The sequence below is a fragment of the Chryseobacterium barbadense genome, from assembly GCF_042849955.1.
Lineage (GTDB): Bacteria > Bacteroidota > Bacteroidia > Flavobacteriales > Weeksellaceae > Chryseobacterium.
The window spans coordinates 36,944-53,322 of sequence record NZ_BAAFHL010000001.1 but is presented as its reverse complement, the minus strand read 5'-3'; the positions used below and the strand labels follow the sequence as shown (position 1 = coordinate 53,322).

The following is a 16,379-nucleotide window of genomic DNA, read 5'->3' as shown; positions in this document are numbered from 1 at the left end:
AAAATGAAAACAAAAACACTTTACAGACCGGTGGGAGAAAAGGAAATGATTTTAATTATTGAAAGCAATTACAAAGAATTTCCACCAAGATTAGAATGGCAACCTATTTTTTATCCTGTTTTGGATGAAGAGTATGCTTCCGAGATTGCTGAAAAATGGAATACAAGGGATGAATCTGGAAATTATCTGGGTTTTGTAACTCAGTTTGAAGTGTTGGAAGAGATTGTTAATAAATATCCATCTCAAAATGTAGGAGCAAAAAATCATAATGAATTGTGGGTTCCTTCTGAAGAATTAGAAGCTTTTAATCAGGCTATTGTAGGAAATATTATAGTTACAAAAGTTTTTATAGGTGAAAACTTTAAAAGACCCGGAAATGATGAAGTTGAGAACATGATATTAAAACTAAACAATGAAAATAAAATTAAAAAAATATAAAGAGCAATTACAAAACTGGCCATTAAAAGGATATCACATCATGGCACAATATGATGATGAAAAAATTATTGTGTACCAGTCATACAAAAAAGAAATAGGAAATTTTGCGGTTAATAATCAATATTTTGGTGGAGCTTTTAGCTTTGAAAGAATGACATGGATCAAACCTAACTTTCTCTGGATGATGTACCGAAATGGATGGGGAACAAAAGAAGGTCAAGAGTGTGTTCTGGCTATTCACCTGAAAATAGATGCTTTTGAAAGGTACCTGGAAAATGCTGTTTACTCATCATATAATGAAGGTTTAGAGATTTCCAAACAGGAATGGCAAGAACAAGTGAAAACATCCTCAGTAAGACTCCAGTGGGATCCGGATCACGACCCTTTTGGAAAAAAGCTAGAAAGAAGAGCAATTCAAATTGGCTTAAGAAACGAATTCATCCATACTTTTGCTAATGAAGATATTATTCTTATTGAAGATATTTCAGATTATGTAAAAGAACAAAGTCAATTCGTTTTAAATGATGAGATGGAAAATCTTACTCTTCCAGAAGAAAAACCATTACGGTTTGCAAATGAAGAATTGAATAAAAAATTAAAATTAAATGAAGCCTACAATTGAATTAACAAAAGGAGACATCACAAAAATTCATGCTGATGCAATTGTAAATGCTGCCAACTCTTCTTTACTCGGCGGCGGAGGGGTTGATGGAGCCATCCATCGTGCAGGAGGGCCAAAAATATTAGAAGAATGTATCCAGATCAGAAATAAACAGGGAAAATGCAAGACAGGTGAAGCTGTTGTGACCACAGCCGGAAATTTGCCTGCACAATATGTTATTCACACAGTCGGTCCCATTTGGAACGGTGATGAAGAAAAATGTTCACAATTGTTGGCTAACTGCTACAAGAGATCATTAAAATTGGCGGAAAATCTTCAGGTTAAAACTATAGCTTTCCCAAATATCAGTACGGGAATATACAAATTCCCTAAAGAATTGGCGGCTGAGATTGCTATTCAGGAAGTGCAGAATTTTCAGCCTGAAACAATACAGAAAATTATTTTTGTTTGCTTTGATGATGAGAATGAAGAAATTTATAAAAAACGATTAGAAAAATGAAAAAACTCACCATATTAAGCGGGGCCGGAATAAGCGCCGAAAGCGGAATAAAAACATTCAGAGACAGTGATGGTCTTTGGGAAAATCATGACGTGACGGAGGTAGCAAGCCCGGAAGGATGGAGAAAAAACAGAGAGTTGGTACTGGATTTTTACAACCAGAGACGTCGTCAGCTTCATGAAGTACAGCCCAATGATGCTCATAAATTATTAGCTGAATTGGAAAAATATTTCGAGGTACAGATTATCACCCAAAATATTGATGATCTGCATGAAAGAGCAGGCTCTTCCCATGTTTTACACTTACATGGAGAACTCTTCAAATCCTGTTCATGTAACAATAAAAGTCTGATCTATGATCAAAAAGGAGATATACAATTAGGCGATAAAGCAGAAGACGGAGCACAGCTTCGGCCATTCATCGTATGGTTCGGGGAAGATGTTCCGATGATGACTGAGGCCATGAAAATAACCAAAGAGGCAGATATTTTTTTAGTCATCGGAACTTCATTGCAGGTGTATCCTGCAGCAGGATTGTTACAGGATATCAAAGATGATTGCTTGCTGATTGTTATTAATCCCGATGACAGGATGAGCTATGGAAAACGTGCGGTAGTGATTAAAGAAACCGCAACGAAGGGAATGAAGCTGTTGTTTGATAAATTAGTAAACATGGCATGATGGAAAATGTAGTAAAAGCGGGAATTTTTGGTGTTTGTATTGGAGATGCTTTAGGTGTTCCGGTGGAGTTTAAAACCAGAGAAACTCTTAAACGTTTTCCGGTGACTGGGTATTTGGAATTTATGTCCTGGAATCAGCCTAAAGGAACCTGGAGCGATGATAGTTCCTTAACATTATGCATTGCTGAAGAGCTCACAAAAGGATATGACTTGGAAAAAATCGGGCAAAGTTTTGTAAAATGGAACAAATATGGTCATTGGACTGCTCATGGAAAACTTTTTGATATAGGAGGAACGACAAGGCATTCTATTGCGAGATTGATCAAAGGAGAAAGCGCAAGATTTTCAGGAAATATTTTTGAAGAAGATAACGGGAATGGCTCTTTAATGAGAACTCTTCCTTTGGCTTTCTACCTTAAAGATGAAGAAGATATTGATAAGCTATACAAAACTGTGAAGGAAGTTTCTGCAATTACTCACGGCCATTTCCGTTCCGTTTTTGCATGCTTCATTTATGTGATTTTCGCAATACAGCTGTTAAAAGGGAAAAGTAAATCAGAAGCGTATGATTATATACAGGAAACTGCTTTGAGACATGCAGAAAACCAGGAGTTTAACCCAAAAGAAATACAGCTTTTTTATAGGGTTTTAAAAAATGATATTTCCAGTTACAAGGAAGATGAAATTCAAAGCGGCGGATATGTTTTGAATTCATTAGAAGCATCACTATGGTGTTTTCTGAACTCAGAAAGCTATTCTGAAGCTGTATTGAAAGCGGTCAATCTGGGAGAGGATACAGACACAACAGGAGCTATTACAGGAGGAATTGCCGGAATATATTATGGATTTGAAAATATCCCTCAGGAATGGATTTCAGAACTCGTAAGAAAAGATGACATTGAAAACCTTTGCATCAGACTCGAAAACAAACTGATGAAATAATTAAATCATGAACGAAACAGAAAAGAAAAAAATAAGCAAATTTTTAAGCCTTATTTTGAGGCATCAGCCGGAAACCATCAACTTAGAATTGGATGAGAACGGTTGGGCGGATATTAATGAATTGATGGCTAAATCTGCAAAAAACAAAATATACTTTACCTCTGAAGAATTGGATGAAGTAGTGGAAACCAATAACAAAAAAAGATTTGCCTTTAATGAAAATAAAACCAGAATAAGGGCAAATCAGGGGCATTCTATTGATGTTGATCTAGCCTTAAAAACCCAACAGCCACCGGAGTTTCTTTACCATGGAACAGCGGAAATCAATATCTCTTCCATTTTAGAAAATGGGATTCAAAAAAGAAGTAGACAGCATGTTCATCTGAGCGCAGATAAAGAAACCGCCACCAAGGTGGGAATGCGCCATGGAAAACCTGTGATTCTGACCATAAGAACCGGTCTTATGTTCCAAGAAGGAATAGAATTTTATCTTTCTGATAACGGAGTCTGGCTTACGGATTTTGTAGATGCAAAATACATTTCGAAATAATGAAAAGAGCTTTAGTAGTAGGAGATATTCACGGAGGATTTAAAGCTTTGAAACAGGTTTTTGAGCGGGCGAAAGTTACCCTCGATGACAAGCTGATCTTTCTCGGAGATTATGTTGACGGGTGGAGTGAATCTTCAAAGGTGATCCAATTTCTGATAGAACTTTCACAAAAGCAGGAATGCATTTTCATTAAAGGGAATAATGATGCTTGGTGTGAAGACTGGCTTTCTTTTGGAAAAGGAGAGGATGTGTGGCTTTTCAATGGGGGAAGAAGCACTGTTGAAAGCTATACAGGATTTCCATTGGAAGAGCTGGAGCTTCATCTGGAATTTTTCCAAAGAATGAAAAACTATTATGTAGATGAAGAAAACCGGCTGTATATCCATGCGGGATATTCTTCCATGCATGGTCCTGAGAAAGAAGTATATTCCTCCAATTATCGTTGGGACAGGACCCTTTGGGAAACGGCTGTTGCGATGGATAAAAAGCTGGCCAAAAACTCAGAACTATATCCCAAGAGACTGCTTTTATACAATGAAATTTACATTGGCCATACTCCTACATTACATTTAGGGGTTAATCAACCTCTCAACAAAGCCAATGTCTGGAATATGGATACGGGTGCTGCATTTACCGGAGCTTTATCAATGATGGATGTAGATTCCAAAAAGGTCTGGCAAAGCGATCCGCTTTCCTCCCTATATCCGGACGAAAAAGGGAGAAACCAGGACTGAAAATTAGGAAAAGTAACACACAAAACATCCACAATCCTCTGCAAAATCAGCTCAATCTGCGAGAGAAAAAACATCAGTTATTCACCTTTCTCAAAACTTTAAGTAATTTTAAAGTCTGAAATATCACATCCATGAAACTGAAAACGTTCTTGCTTTCTCTGAGTTCAACCCTTTTTTTCGCTCAAAACCTTCAGACTCCATTTGAAAAAGGAAACGGAAATACCACCGTTACCTATGATGAAATGAATGCCTATTATCAGGATCTGTCTAAAAATTTTAATACCATTCAATACCTGAAAAAAGGAGAGGACGACAATGGGAAACCCATTTATGTGGTAATATATAATCCTTTCCCTGAAAAAGATTTGGAAAAACTCAGAAAAGAGAAAGCTGTTCTTTTCATTAATAACGGAATTCACCCCGGCGAACCGGACGGGATTGATGCCACTATGATGCTGATGAAAGATCTGGCCACGAAAAAAATAAAAACTCCGCAGAATTTTATTGTTGCCGCTATTGCTGCTTATAACGTCAGTGGAATGCTCAACAGGGGTTCCTATTCCAGGGCCAATCAAAACGGACCGGAACACTATGGCTTCAGAGGGAATGCCAGAAATTATGATCTGAACAGGGACTTTATCAAAGCAGATTCTAAGAATACCAGAAGCTTTCAGGAAATCTATCATTGGCTGAAACCTGATGTTTTTATCGACAATCATGTAAGCAACGGTGCAGATTATCAATACACTTTTACCTATATTTCAACTTTTAAAGAGCGCTTAGGGAATGTGTTGGGAGAATATTTTTACAAGAATTATCAGGCGAAAAACCTTGAAGATTTAAAGAAATTGGGATATGAAAGTACTCCGTATGTGAATATTCATGGCGATGTTCCTGAAGTGGGTTTTGCTGCTTTTGAAGATTCTCCGAGATATTCTACAGGATACACTTCTCTCTTTAATTCTTTAGGAACCGTTCCCGAAACACATATGCTGAAACCGTATGATAAAAGAGTAGATGCTACTTATAAATATATGCTTGTCAATATTCAAAACCTAGATAAAGATTATAAAAGAATAAAAGAACTTCGCTTGGAAAATCTAAAGCAATATCAAGCCGGAAAACAATACGGGATCCGTTGGAAAATAGATTCCACCCAATTTACCACTATGGATTTCAAAGGATATGAGGGGAAATATAAGCCCAGTGAAATTTCCGGGAAGCCGAGATTGTATTATGACAGGTCAAAACCCTTTACTAAGAATATAAAACTCTTTACAACTGCTGTTCCTACCGGATATATTACCATTCCAAAATATTATGTCATTCCACAATCCCAATACAGGGTAATAGAGGAATTCAAAAGAAATAAAGTTCAGATGAAACCCCTTCAGAAAGACAGCACCATTCTGGTGGAATCTTATAAGATCAACGATTTTAAAACCGTTAAAAACCCTTATGAAGGTCATTATCTTCATTACGAAACAACAGTGGATAAAACCAACAAGAAGGTTATATTTTCAGCGGGAGACTACTTAATTCCAACCCAACAGGAAGGTGTAAAATATATCATTGAAACCCTTGAACCTGAAGCACTGGATTCTTTCTTCAACTGGAATTTTTTTGACGGAATTTTAGCTCAGAAAGAATATTATTCAGCTTATATATTTGAAGATACCGCTTCAGAACTGTTAAAGAAAGACAAAAAACTGAAAGAAGCTTTTGAAAATAAAAAAAAGACGGATAAAAAACTCGCTGAAGACGGACAGGCTCAGCTGGATTGGATTTACAGGAATTCTCCTTATTTTGAAGAAAAAACGTTCAGGCAGTATCCCGTGTACAGGATATTGTAACTAATTGATTATGAAATAAAATACCGTATTTTAACTCGTTGGTTTTGGGCTTTTCCCTGATGAGTTTTTATGATGTTACAGCTAGCTTTGTTAAGTAACAACCCATAAAAGCAATAATCATGGCAACCAAAAAGCATTTTTTCATTTCATTGGAAGGCGTGGATCTTACCGATGAACAATTAAAAAGCATTGACAAGGGAATCCAGAACGTCGTGCTTTCCGAACTTTCAAAAATTGATAACAGTCAATCTTTTGCCGCTCAAAGAGACTTCAGAGGGCTTACCAAACCTTTAAGAATTAAAGACTGGTTTCCCTGGGGAATCATTATTTTCAAGCCGGGAATAGACATCCAGTCTCAGATTAAAGACCTTCAGTCACAAATCAAAAGTTATGGAGGCTGATTCGCATTCAAAAAAGAGGTGTCCCAGTTATATAGGAAAAGCCGGGGCACAGCTTTTTGGAGTAGTCAACAAAGAAGGGAAGGTGCAGTTTATCACACCACTCACCGTTACGGAAGAATTTTTAAGGCTTAATAAAGGAAAAAGCAATCTTGAGCAAAGATTCCGCTTTACGGGGAAATGTGTGGAAAAAGGATGTGCCCAATGGAATAGTGAAGAATCCAAATGCTCCTTATCTCAAAAAGTACAGGATCTGGGCTCTGTGAAGAGGACGAAAGAATTATCGTATTGCCCTATCCGGACACAATGCAGATGGTTTCATCAGGATGGAAAGCAAGCCTGCTTTTCGTGCAATGAAGTTACCAGGAATATGGAAGAACTTTTATTACAGGTAAAATAAAAAGCGTGATAAAGGATCACGCTTTTATTTTGGATAAAATGATTGCTATCTTGGTAAGCCCCTTTTCAAAGCAAGCTCTGCTCGTTTGATGGCTACTTTTTCTTTCCAGTCCATATATTTCTTCTTGAAGCTGGATTTCATGATATCATCAAACTTACGCTGTACGGTAAGATTCCACAAAGAATGAGCTTTCACCGCCCATGATTTATCCCATGCTCTTAAGGAAATCGAGAAACTGCCGTCAAGATATTTCATCCAGTGCCACCAACCGGTAGGCATGAATAAAGTATCTCCATGTTCAAGGAAACATTCGATGCCTTCCACACCGTCCAATGCCGGGAATTTGGTGAAATCCGGGTTTTCTATATCATAATCTTCCAATGCATAGGTAGCGTAAGGAATCTGGTATAGCCTTTCTCGCCATTTATAATCAAAAAGGAGAACATGCTTTCTTCCGTTAAAATGGGTATGGAAAATGTGCGCCATATCAATGTCAAAGTGGAGGAAGGTTACAGAACCTTTTCCACCGAAAAACATATTCGGATATTTATCTAAAAAGCCTCCCATAAGCTCTTTGGGAGAAATGTAATCTTCCAGCAGTTTGGGAGCATATTTAATAGGGTCAAAAAGAAAAATCCTCAGATCCGTAGGCTCTCTTTCAATAAGATCTATATAATCTCCAAACTTCATTTTAGCGGCAGAAGCATTGATGGGAGCAGCCGGATCAGCTTTTGAACTATCATATAGCGGAACTTCCACATCTCCAACAACCTCTTTCATATAGTCCATGGTCCATTTCTGATACGCTGGCCATTTTCTTGCCATGTTTTTGATCACAACAGGCTTTCTCGGCTTTAGATATTTTTCAATGAACTCTTCCTGAGTAATATCATCTACAATATCTATCGGCTTTAAATTAATTCCCATTTTATAAATTTTATGTTACAAAATTATTAAATAAATATTTACGAAGCTGAGATTAAGTTTTTTTTAATCTATGATTCAAATCACTATTTTAAATATTTAGACTAAATAAAAACACCTCGTCAAATTTATGGGAAAAACAAATTGATACACACTAATCGCTAAACAAAATTTTAAAAATTGTTGTGCACAGGAAAACCGGACTTGAAGCCCGGATTTTAAACAGTAAATAATTTTGAAAAAAAATATCACTATAAATACAGTGATAGTGCCGGTTTTTAACTTTTTCTTAAAAAATGAATCTGTATAGTGTGTAACAAAAAATTACAAACCCTAACTAATAAGCCAAATAATAAATTATGAAAAGGAATATTTATGTATTCATAATGATTTTTTTCTCCGTGCTTACCATGGCACAAAAAACCATTTCGGGAAAAATTACTGATGAAGACGGACAGGCAATACCCAGCGCAAGCGTAACCATAGAAGAGCCCGGAAAAGATGCAATTTTGGCTTACGGAATTACCAACTCCAAAGGGGAATATAAGGTTACCTTTACTTCTGCTGAATCCAATGTGGATCTAAAGGTAAAAGCTTTCAATCAAAAACCATTAACCAGGCAAATCAGCAATAGCGATCAGACATTGAGCTTTAAAATGCAGTCTGAAGCTACGGAAATAAAAGAAGTTCAGCTGAAAACAAAGATGATCACAGCGAGAGGCGACACTATTTCTTATGATCTTAAGGCTTTTGATAGCAAAAATGACAGGACTCTTGCGGATGTGATGAAGAAAATTCCCGGAATAGAAGTCAATGCAGACGGAAGTATTCTTTATCAGGGAAATGCCATCAACAAATTTTATGTCAACGGGAAAGACCTAATGGAGGGTGGATACGGAACCATCAATAACTCTCTGCCTAAAGATGCCGTACAGAAAGTAGAAGTCCTTGAAAATCACCAACCTGTAAAAATACTTCAGGATAAAGTTCCTTCCGATCAGGCAGCTATTAATATCAAGCTGAAAAATTCCGTAACGATGACCGGAAGAGGAGAAGTAGGATCCGGTTTCGGGGAACCATGGCTTTGGAATGTAAAATTAACGCCAATGTTTTTTGGACAGAAAAGCCAGTGGGTGGTTAATTATAAGACCAACAATATGGGAGAACAGGTGGAAAATGAAGGGAATATTTTAGCGTTCGGAAGCAGGTTTGAAGGAAGAAGAATCAATGCATCTCAAAACGACTGGCTGAATGTGGAAAACGCAAGCACACCGAATCTTCCCGTGAAAAGGTATTTGATGAATAACGTGCATTATTTATCTGCCAATTATCTTACCAATATTGATAAGAAAAAGGAATGGGAACTTAAAGCGAATGCCAATTATACGAATAATGCAGTAGAAAGAGAATCTTATACTGAAAACAATTATTTCAATGGCGCATCCAATATTATAAACATTCTTAATAACTTTTATACGGATAAAGCAAAAGGAGAATTGATTTTTACTAAAAACGCTAAGAAAGGATTTTTTAAAAATACAACCAGCTTCTCTCAATTCTGGAATGCAGACAGAGCGGTGGTAGACCGAACAGATACAGCCGGCAACAGATATGGGGAAGAAGCCATAGAATCTCCTACCACATCGTTCCAAAACTCATTGAGTACCATCATTCCCTGGAAAGAGAAAATGGTCAATGTAATGTCATTCATTAATTATCAGACAGATAAGCAAACGTTGGAAGTATCTCCATCATCTTATCTGGAAATTCCAGGATTTAAACCAGATCTCAATTCAAATTTGGTCAGACAAGATTTAAGATTAAAAACTTTTGAAGCCAATCATTCTGCAAACATTGGCTTTTCTGCTAAAGGATGGACTTTTACTCCGGAAGTAGGATTTAATTTCAAAACAACGAATTTAGTTTCAGACTTATCCAATATTGGCGCCATTCCGACTCCTGATCCTAATGATGAAGAACCCTCGATTTCAGACTATAGCAATGATCTTAAATATACAACGGCAACCCCGTATGGAAGTGTAGGAGTAAATTATAAAAATGATGCATGGATGGTATATGCCAATTTCCCGGTAAACTCAAATAATATTAAAGCAGAAGATCCGGCGAGACAGGTATCTAAAGAAGTCAACAAAGTTACTTTTGAGCCAAGCATTTTTGCTCAGTATACATTTGCTTCTTTCTGGAAAGCGTCAGTGAATGCCAATATCAATAACAATTTTGGTGAAATCAATTCTGCTTATTCCGGATTTTTAATGACCTCACCAAACGGGATCAATGCAATGGATGCCCAAAATCCAATCCCTCAGAACAATAACAAATCGGCAGGAACAAGATTGGAATATAGAAATCCATTGAACAATTTATTCTTTAATGTGAACTACAGATATTCAAATGCAAAAAGAAACCTGATTTCCAATCCAAGGATCAATGAAGCAGGATATACGATTATGAAATATATTGAACAGGATAATAATGTAATTAATAACGGCTATAGTGCAGAAGTTGGAAAATATTTTCCAAAATTCAAAACAAACGCTTCTGTAAGTTATAGCAATAATACTTCAAAATCAGATGCATTCTTAGACAATGCTGCTTATACCAATAAGAACAATAGCCAGTCATATGGTATTAAATTCAATAATACCTATTTCAGCTGGATGAGTATTGATTATAATGCAAGTATCTCAAGAACAAAGCAGACAAGCCAGGGAGGAGTAAACTCTAATGCTGCCAGAAAAGGCTTCACTCATAATCTTGGGGTTTTCTTCTATCCTATTGAAAATCATACAATCGGATTCAACTGGGATCAGGTGAATACCAATGCCGGAGACCAGAAATATAACAATGGATTCTATGATCTCTCCTATCAGTTCAGTTGGTCAAAAAAGAAAATCGATTTCGAGCTGAAATGGATGAATATAGCCAATAAAAAAGTATTTGAGACATACGAGATTAATACGACAAATATTAATTATACAAGATATCAGCTTCGTCCAAGCCAGGTAATGTTTACTGTAAAGTTCAACTTTAAATAATGACAAAAACCAATCTCACCGAGATTGGTTTTTTTATTTAATCATTTAATTTTATTCTTTAAAAGCTCGGTACATCCGCAGACGGGCCGTAGCTTCCGGGAAGAGGAATATTATTTAACCGGTAATAAACTCCCAGTTGCGCTCTGTGATGAGTGATCTGGTTTAAAGCATGCCTTATGGCCCCATACTTGCTCCAGCTTGCCAGTTCCTGACCGTCGTTTTTAATCGTCCAGCTCGGATTCAAATCATCTTCCTGTGCATTTTCCAATGCTTTTTTTCCGGCTTCGTAATCTTCATCAAGTTTTTTAAGCAGGTCTCCTTTGGTGGAAAGAACAGATGGTTTGTATTCTCCTTTGGCAAAATCAAGCTCGGAAGTATTTAAAATTGTATTCGGCCATTCGAAAACCTCTACAAGATGGGTAGCAAGAGGCATCATTTTCATACTCTTCTCATGGGGAGCATAATCGTTTTTCCCTTCAGGGAACAGCTCAATAAACTTTTTCGTAGTTTGATATTCTCCCTGTAATTCGGATTTCAATTGAGATAAGGTGTCCATAATATTTTGTTTTTTTAGGTACATAAAGTTAAAAATTTAAAGCATGGGAAAATCGTAAGGAAATCATAAAATTTGGCTTCCGACAGGCAGATCAAAAATTATTCAGAAAAATCTGTAACAAAATCTGACAATGAGTAACTAATTAAGTAAACATTGTTAAAATGAAAAAATTCCTTTTAGTACTTTTTATTGCCCTTTTTGTCTTTTCCAATGCGCAGGACAAAGATTCTAAAGAAACGGCTAACCGCTTTTTCTATGAGCTTACCTTTAAGCCTAAAAAAGACTCCGCTAAAATGGATAAGGTGATTACCATTTTGGATATTACAGATAAAAACAGATCTATTTATCAGGATTATACGGTAATTGCACAAGACTCTATTATGAAAGTGGAGATCGAGGCAATGCAGAAGGCAGGGATCATGAAAGACCTTTCAAAAACACTTAAGACTCCTAAAATTTCTGCAAGAATATATAAGACTTATCCGGGGATGCAGGTGCAGTATGTGGATAAAGTAGCCAACGGATTCACGCCAAGTAACATCGGCTACAGTGAGGATTTGAAATTCAACTGGAATATTTTGAATGAGAAACAGAAAATTGGGGCATACAATGCACAGAAAGCGACGACAGAATTCGGAGGAAGAAAATGGACGGCTTGGTTTAGTACGGATTTACCATTCCAAGACGGGCCATACAAGTTTTCAGGACTTCCGGGACTGATCGTTAAAATTGAAGATGACGAGAAAAACTATTCATGGGTATTACAGGGAAATAAAAAAGTAAAAGACTATTCTGAATTTTCATACATCGAAAACCTGATGCAGGCTACAGGCGGAAAAGTGAAAGAGCTGCCAAGAGATAAATTTGAAAAAACGTTCAATGATTTCAAAAAGGACCCTTTTGCCTCCGTAAGACCGATGATGACCCAGGAAATGATGTCTAAAACAATCCCGGGGATGGACGGAACTATTGGAGACATGATGAAAAAGCAGGAGAAGCAATACAAAGATTTCTATAACGCCAATGATAATCCTATTGAGAAAGATCAGGTAATAGAGAAAAAGAAAAAATAGCATTTCATATCAACTAATTATATTGGTAAACCCAAATGTATCAGTGCATTTGGGTTTATTTTTTTACACACAGATATTATTTAGATTAAATTTAAATAGCGTATATTTGCATTCACAAAAAAAGGCTTTTGAAAGAAAAGGATGCACATAAATTAAGCGGATTCCCCAAAAACAAAACGGGAAAGATCCTCGGCTACGACAATGATCATTTAAAGATGCCCAATAAAATCATCGAAATGGGGCTTTTGCCGGAAACCGTTTTCAGGATTTTATACCAGGCGCCTTTCAACGGGCCTATGTATGTGGAGTTCGGAGAAGAAAAAAGCCGCATCGCCCTTCGCGAAGAAGAGGGTGACTATATCATTGTTGAAGAATTGAATTGATGCAGAACAATAAGAGAAAAAAAGTACTTTTAGTCGGAAATCCTAACGTAGGAAAATCAACGGTTTTCAATACGCTTTGTAACAAAAAGCAGAAAACCGGGAACTATGCCGGTGTTACCGTAGCAAGCCATTCGGGGAATTATACGTACAAGAATGAGGATGTGGAGGTGATCGACCTGCCAGGGTCATACAGTATTTATCCAAGTTCGGAAGACGAAGCTATTTTTTCCAAATTTCTTATTGATGAGCAGAAAAGCTATGCCGGAGTTATTTATATCCTTGAAGCATTAAGCTTAAAAAGAGGACTTCTTTTATTCCAGCAGATTCAGGATTTGGGAATCCCGATGATCCTGATCGTGAACCAGATCGACCAGGCAGAAAGAAGAGGGATCAATATCAATATTCAGCAGTTTTCTGAAGCATTGGGAATTAAAATTATCCAGACAAACGCCAAAGAACATCTTGGAATAGATGAGGTGAAAGAGGCGGTTTTCAACAATGAGTTTGTAAAAGCAGACACCATTTCTTTCGAAACCCCGAACGAGCATAAAGATTTTCTTCAAAAGCTTGCCGCCCAAAAGGGATTCGATAACCCCTATAAAGCATGGATGTCTATTTCTTCAGGCGCAGAGCTGGGAAGAATAGAATCTATTCATAAGCTACTCCATGAACCAGAAAGTAAAAGTCTGGTCCCGAAAAGATTGCAGGTTCAGGAAACGGTAAGGAGATATCAGAATGTGGACAAAATCCTCGCCAATGTTATTTCTAAGAAACCTCAGTTTAAAGAATTGCTTACCGAAAGACTGGATAAGATTTTAGTTCATAAATTCTGGGGATATGTGATATTTCTTGCGGTTTTACTGATCATATTCCAAAGCGTTTTCTTCCTTGCAGAATATCCGATGAACTGGATCGAGAATTTTTTCTCATGGTTATCTGCTTTTACAGGAGAACATCTCCCGGAAGGGCCTGTCAACTCCCTCATTTCAAACGGAATTATTCCCGGAATCGGAGGGATTGTTGTTTTTGCCCCACAAATCGGGATTTTATTATACTTCCTTTACTTACTCGAAGATTCGGGATATATGGCAAGAGTTGTTTTCTTAATGGATAGAATGCTAAGGCCGTTCGGGTTGAATGGAAAAAGTATTGTTCCATTGGTTTCAGGAACCGCATGTGCTATTCCCGCCGTGATCTCCACAAGGAATATTGAAAATATCAAAGAAAGACTGTTAACGATTTTGGTAACGCCTTTCATGACGTGTTCTGCGAGGCTTCCCGTATACAGTATCATCATAGGACTGATTATTTCAGATGAAACTTTTTTAGGTATAAAATACAAAGCATTGGTATTGATGGGAATGTATCTGTTAGGATTCCTTGTAGCCCTGTTTTCAGCATCTATTCTTAAAAGATTTATTAAAAATAAAGGAAAAACGTATCTGGTAATGGACTTACCTACTTACAAAAAACCGCTTTTCGGATACGATTTTAAAATGGTTTTAGGTAAAGTTTGGGATTTCATTACCGGAGCAGGTAAAATTATTTTTATTGTCAGCATTATCATTTGGTTCCTAAGCTATTTCGGGCCCGGGCAGAAATCCAACGAATGGGTTGCCACAGACGTTCATCTTGATCATTCCTATTTGGCTAAAATGGGAAAAGGAATTGAGCCGGTGATTGAACCCCTTGGTTACGACTGGAAAATGGGAGTTGGGATTTTGACAAGTTTCGTTGCAAGAGAAGTGTTCGTAGGAACTATGTCCACACTATACAGTCTGGAAGATGACGCCCCCGAAGTGAAAGTAATTGATAAAATGAGAAGAGATGTAAAACCTAATGGCGAAAAAGTGTTCAGCTTTGCCACAGGAGTTTCCATCCTTTTGTTTTATGCATTTGCAATGCAGTGTGTTTCCACATTGGCAGTAGTTTACAGAGAAACCAAAAGCTGGAAATGGACAGTTTTTCAGGTAGTGATGATGACTGGTTTGGCATATTTTGTGTCCATGTTAGTATATCAAATTTTAAAATAATGAGCGCATCATTAATTTTTCAGTACATCATTGTCTTTCTCGTTGTGGCGTTTGCCTGTTATTCTTTATTCAGGATCATCAGGAAGAACGTTGCACCGAAGAAATTCAGTTCTAAAAGGACGAATTGCGACAAAGATTGTGGTTGTTCATAGATTTAAATCTGTTAAAAAATAATTTTTGGGAATAATACCAATTCATTTGAAACCAAAAGCAGTATATGTTTTTTTACTGGTTCTGATGTTTAATCATGTACAAGGACAAGCAGACAGTACAAACATCAAGTCCTATGTGAACCAGATCATGATCCGGGCTAATCTTGATACCAACCTGGAAAACTTTACCTTCTCAGAAGTAAACGGGGAAGATGTAATAAAAGAAATGGTTGTTTCCGTTAATAATAAGACAAGGGCCTCATTATCTGTTGATTATAGAAACATTAGTGCTACGGTGTCGTTTATGCCGAAATTGTTTCCCGGAAATAATGATAATGACTTAAAAGGAAAGAGTTCTTACACCGATTTCAGATTCAGGTTTTTTCCTGGAAGATTTATCCAGACAGTCTATTATAAGAATGTAAAAGGGTTTTATGTGGAAAATATGCAGGATCTGATTCCTGGCTGGCAGGAAGGCAGAGACAAATACATACAGTTTCCCGATTTAAGAGTACAGACTTTCGGAGGTTCCACCTCTTATGTTTTAAAGAAAGAATTTTCATTAAAAAGCATTTACACACAAGGAGAATGGCAAAAAAACAGCAGAGGAAGCTTTGTTCCCTTTTTAGATTATGACCTCACCATTTTCCGGGAACTTCTGGACGGCAGGAAAGGTAAAGAATATCAATATAATATTGGAGCGAATATCGGCTATTTTTATAATTGGGTTATTGCTGGTAAAGTAAGCGTTGCGCCCTATTTAACGGGAGGGATTGGAGGAAAGTTCACCAATTTCAGAGATACACGGGAAGACGGATCGAAAGGACCGAAAGAAAAAGCCCAGTATGTGGCTGTAAGAGGCTCGGGGGGACTTCATATAGGGTACAATTCAGACCGTTTTTTATTCGGCGGAAAGTTTAATTTTAATGCGACGGCCTATGATCAAAGGGATAATTATATCGTTGAAAATAATAATACATACGGATTAATCTATATCGGATATCGTTTTGCACCACCCAAAGCCGTAAAAAATACTTATGATAAAATTCAAAAACAGGTTCCTATTTTATAAGTATCTTTGCACAAA

General features: G+C 37.0%; 17 protein-coding genes. 15 read left to right on the top strand and 2 right to left on the bottom strand.

Annotation, left to right across the window (positions count from 1 at the left end; translation table 11 throughout):
• Positions 1–3: 3 nt before the first annotated feature.
• The 10 genes from ACGHIN_RS00295 to ACGHIN_RS00250 all read left to right on the top strand — a co-directional run bounded on the left by ACGHIN_RS00295 (position 4) and on the right by ACGHIN_RS00250 (position 7,115).
• A complete protein-coding gene (locus tag ACGHIN_RS00295; RefSeq protein WP_390450016.1) occupies positions 4–438 on the top strand; it encodes an ADP-ribosylation/crystallin J1 in 435 nt (144 codons plus the stop codon).
• Positions 413–1,060, top strand: coding sequence for a DUF4291 domain-containing protein (locus ACGHIN_RS00290; RefSeq protein WP_390450015.1), 648 nt, complete (start codon positions 413–415; stop codon positions 1,058–1,060). Before ACGHIN_RS00295 ends, ACGHIN_RS00290 begins: the two co-directional genes overlap by 26 nt.
• Positions 1,044–1,559 (top strand): O-acetyl-ADP-ribose deacetylase, encoded by a 516-nt coding sequence (locus ACGHIN_RS00285; protein WP_390450014.1) that lies wholly within the window; start codon positions 1,044–1,046, stop codon positions 1,557–1,559. Before ACGHIN_RS00290 ends, ACGHIN_RS00285 begins: the two co-directional genes overlap by 17 nt.
• Positions 1,556–2,239, top strand: a complete 684-nt coding sequence (locus ACGHIN_RS00280; RefSeq protein ID WP_390450013.1) for an SIR2 family NAD-dependent protein deacylase — start codon at positions 1,556–1,558, stop codon at positions 2,237–2,239. Before ACGHIN_RS00285 ends, ACGHIN_RS00280 begins: the two co-directional genes overlap by 4 nt.
• A complete protein-coding gene (locus ACGHIN_RS00275) occupies positions 2,239–3,180 on the top strand; it encodes an ADP-ribosylglycohydrolase family protein (RefSeq protein ID WP_390450012.1) in 942 nt (313 codons plus the stop codon). The genes ACGHIN_RS00280 and ACGHIN_RS00275 overlap by 1 nt, the downstream gene beginning before the upstream one ends.
• A gap of 7 nt (positions 3,181–3,187) precedes the next feature.
• On the top strand, positions 3,188–3,730 hold the full coding sequence (locus tag ACGHIN_RS00270; RefSeq protein ID WP_390450011.1) for an RNA 2'-phosphotransferase: 543 nt from the start codon (positions 3,188–3,190) through the stop codon (positions 3,728–3,730).
• Positions 3,730–4,464 (top strand): metallophosphoesterase, encoded by a 735-nt coding sequence (locus ACGHIN_RS00265; protein WP_390450010.1) that lies wholly within the window; start codon positions 3,730–3,732, stop codon positions 4,462–4,464. Before ACGHIN_RS00270 ends, ACGHIN_RS00265 begins: the two co-directional genes overlap by 1 nt.
• Before the next feature lie 131 nt (positions 4,465–4,595).
• On the top strand, positions 4,596–6,317 hold the full coding sequence (locus ACGHIN_RS00260; RefSeq protein ID WP_390450009.1) for a M14 family metallopeptidase: 1,722 nt from the start codon (positions 4,596–4,598) through the stop codon (positions 6,315–6,317).
• 119 nt (positions 6,318–6,436) lie between these two features.
• Positions 6,437–6,718 (top strand): hypothetical protein, encoded by a 282-nt coding sequence (locus ACGHIN_RS00255; protein WP_390450008.1) that lies wholly within the window; start codon positions 6,437–6,439, stop codon positions 6,716–6,718.
• A complete protein-coding gene (locus tag ACGHIN_RS00250; RefSeq protein ID WP_390450007.1) occupies positions 6,708–7,115 on the top strand; it encodes a hypothetical protein in 408 nt (135 codons plus the stop codon). The genes ACGHIN_RS00255 and ACGHIN_RS00250 overlap by 11 nt, the downstream gene beginning before the upstream one ends.
• A 45-nt stretch (positions 7,116–7,160) precedes the next feature.
• On the opposite strand, the gene ACGHIN_RS00245 is transcribed toward ACGHIN_RS00250, so the two are convergent.
• On the bottom strand, positions 7,161–8,042 hold the full coding sequence (locus ACGHIN_RS00245; RefSeq protein ID WP_390450006.1) for a cupin-like domain-containing protein: 882 nt from the start codon (positions 8,040–8,042) through the stop codon (positions 7,161–7,163).
• A 356-nt stretch (positions 8,043–8,398) separates the two neighbouring features.
• Here ACGHIN_RS00245 and ACGHIN_RS00240 point away from each other — a divergent pair, with 356 nt between their 5' ends.
• The gene (locus ACGHIN_RS00240) at positions 8,399–11,095 is read left to right on the top strand and encodes a carboxypeptidase regulatory-like domain-containing protein (RefSeq protein WP_390450005.1); all 2,697 of its coding nucleotides are present in this window, start codon (positions 8,399–8,401) and stop codon (positions 11,093–11,095) included.
• A gap of 58 nt (positions 11,096–11,153) precedes the next feature.
• Here ACGHIN_RS00240 and ACGHIN_RS00235 read toward each other — a convergent pair whose 3' ends face one another.
• Complete coding sequence (locus ACGHIN_RS00235; protein ID WP_390450004.1) at positions 11,154–11,651, bottom strand: DinB family protein; 498 nt, start codon at positions 11,649–11,651, stop codon at positions 11,154–11,156.
• A gap of 161 nt (positions 11,652–11,812) precedes the next feature.
• On the opposite strand from ACGHIN_RS00235, the gene ACGHIN_RS00230 reads away from it, so the two are divergent.
• The 4 genes from ACGHIN_RS00230 (at position 11,813) to ACGHIN_RS00215 (ending at position 16,364) form a co-directional block, all read left to right on the top strand.
• Positions 11,813–12,724: a GLPGLI family protein gene (locus ACGHIN_RS00230; protein WP_390450003.1), complete on the top strand. Its 912-nt coding sequence runs from the start codon at positions 11,813–11,815 to the stop codon at positions 12,722–12,724.
• Positions 12,725–12,852: 128 nt separating this feature from the next.
• Entirely contained in the window at positions 12,853–13,107 is a 255-nt protein-coding gene (locus ACGHIN_RS00225) for a FeoA family protein (protein WP_390450002.1), read from the top strand.
• Positions 13,107–15,140, top strand: coding sequence for a ferrous iron transport protein B (gene feoB, locus ACGHIN_RS00220; protein WP_390450001.1), 2,034 nt, complete (start codon positions 13,107–13,109; stop codon positions 15,138–15,140). The genes ACGHIN_RS00225 and feoB overlap by 1 nt, the downstream gene beginning before the upstream one ends.
• Positions 15,141–15,317: 177 nt before the next feature.
• The gene (locus ACGHIN_RS00215; RefSeq protein WP_390450000.1) at positions 15,318–16,364 is read left to right on the top strand and encodes a DUF4421 family protein; all 1,047 of its coding nucleotides are present in this window, start codon (positions 15,318–15,320) and stop codon (positions 16,362–16,364) included.
• Positions 16,365–16,379 lie beyond the last annotated feature (15 nt).

What these genes read in the sequence shown, in the direction of transcription:
- ACGHIN_RS00285 (WP_390450014.1), top strand. Translation starts at nt 1,044, where the DNA reads ATGAAGCCTACAATTGAATTAACAAAAGGAGACATCACAAAAATTCAT.
- ACGHIN_RS00260 (WP_390450009.1), top strand. Translation starts at nt 4,596, where the DNA reads ATGAAACTGAAAACGTTCTTGCTTTCTCTGAGTTCAACCCTTTTTTTC.
- ACGHIN_RS00290 (WP_390450015.1), top strand. Translation starts at nt 413, where the DNA reads ATGAAAATAAAATTAAAAAAATATAAAGAGCAATTACAAAACTGGCCA.
- ACGHIN_RS00275 (WP_390450012.1), top strand. Translation starts at nt 2,239, where the DNA reads ATGGAAAATGTAGTAAAAGCGGGAATTTTTGGTGTTTGTATTGGAGAT.
- ACGHIN_RS00240 (WP_390450005.1), top strand. Translation starts at nt 8,399, where the DNA reads ATGAAAAGGAATATTTATGTATTCATAATGATTTTTTTCTCCGTGCTT.
- ACGHIN_RS00235 (WP_390450004.1), bottom strand. Translation starts at nt 11,651, where the DNA reads ATGGACACCTTATCTCAATTGAAATCCGAATTACAGGGAGAATATCAA.
- ACGHIN_RS00295 (WP_390450016.1), top strand. Translation starts at nt 4, where the DNA reads ATGAAAACAAAAACACTTTACAGACCGGTGGGAGAAAAGGAAATGATT.
- ACGHIN_RS00250 (WP_390450007.1), top strand. Translation starts at nt 6,708, where the DNA reads ATGGAGGCTGATTCGCATTCAAAAAAGAGGTGTCCCAGTTATATAGGA.
- ACGHIN_RS00230 (WP_390450003.1), top strand. Translation starts at nt 11,813, where the DNA reads ATGAAAAAATTCCTTTTAGTACTTTTTATTGCCCTTTTTGTCTTTTCC.
- ACGHIN_RS00255 (WP_390450008.1), top strand. Translation starts at nt 6,437, where the DNA reads ATGGCAACCAAAAAGCATTTTTTCATTTCATTGGAAGGCGTGGATCTT.
- ACGHIN_RS00265 (WP_390450010.1), top strand. Translation starts at nt 3,730, where the DNA reads ATGAAAAGAGCTTTAGTAGTAGGAGATATTCACGGAGGATTTAAAGCT.
- feoB (WP_390450001.1), top strand. Translation starts at nt 13,107, where the DNA reads ATGCAGAACAATAAGAGAAAAAAAGTACTTTTAGTCGGAAATCCTAAC.
- ACGHIN_RS00270 (WP_390450011.1), top strand. Translation starts at nt 3,188, where the DNA reads ATGAACGAAACAGAAAAGAAAAAAATAAGCAAATTTTTAAGCCTTATT.
- ACGHIN_RS00280 (WP_390450013.1), top strand. Translation starts at nt 1,556, where the DNA reads ATGAAAAAACTCACCATATTAAGCGGGGCCGGAATAAGCGCCGAAAGC.
- ACGHIN_RS00245 (WP_390450006.1), bottom strand. Translation starts at nt 8,042, where the DNA reads ATGGGAATTAATTTAAAGCCGATAGATATTGTAGATGATATTACTCAG.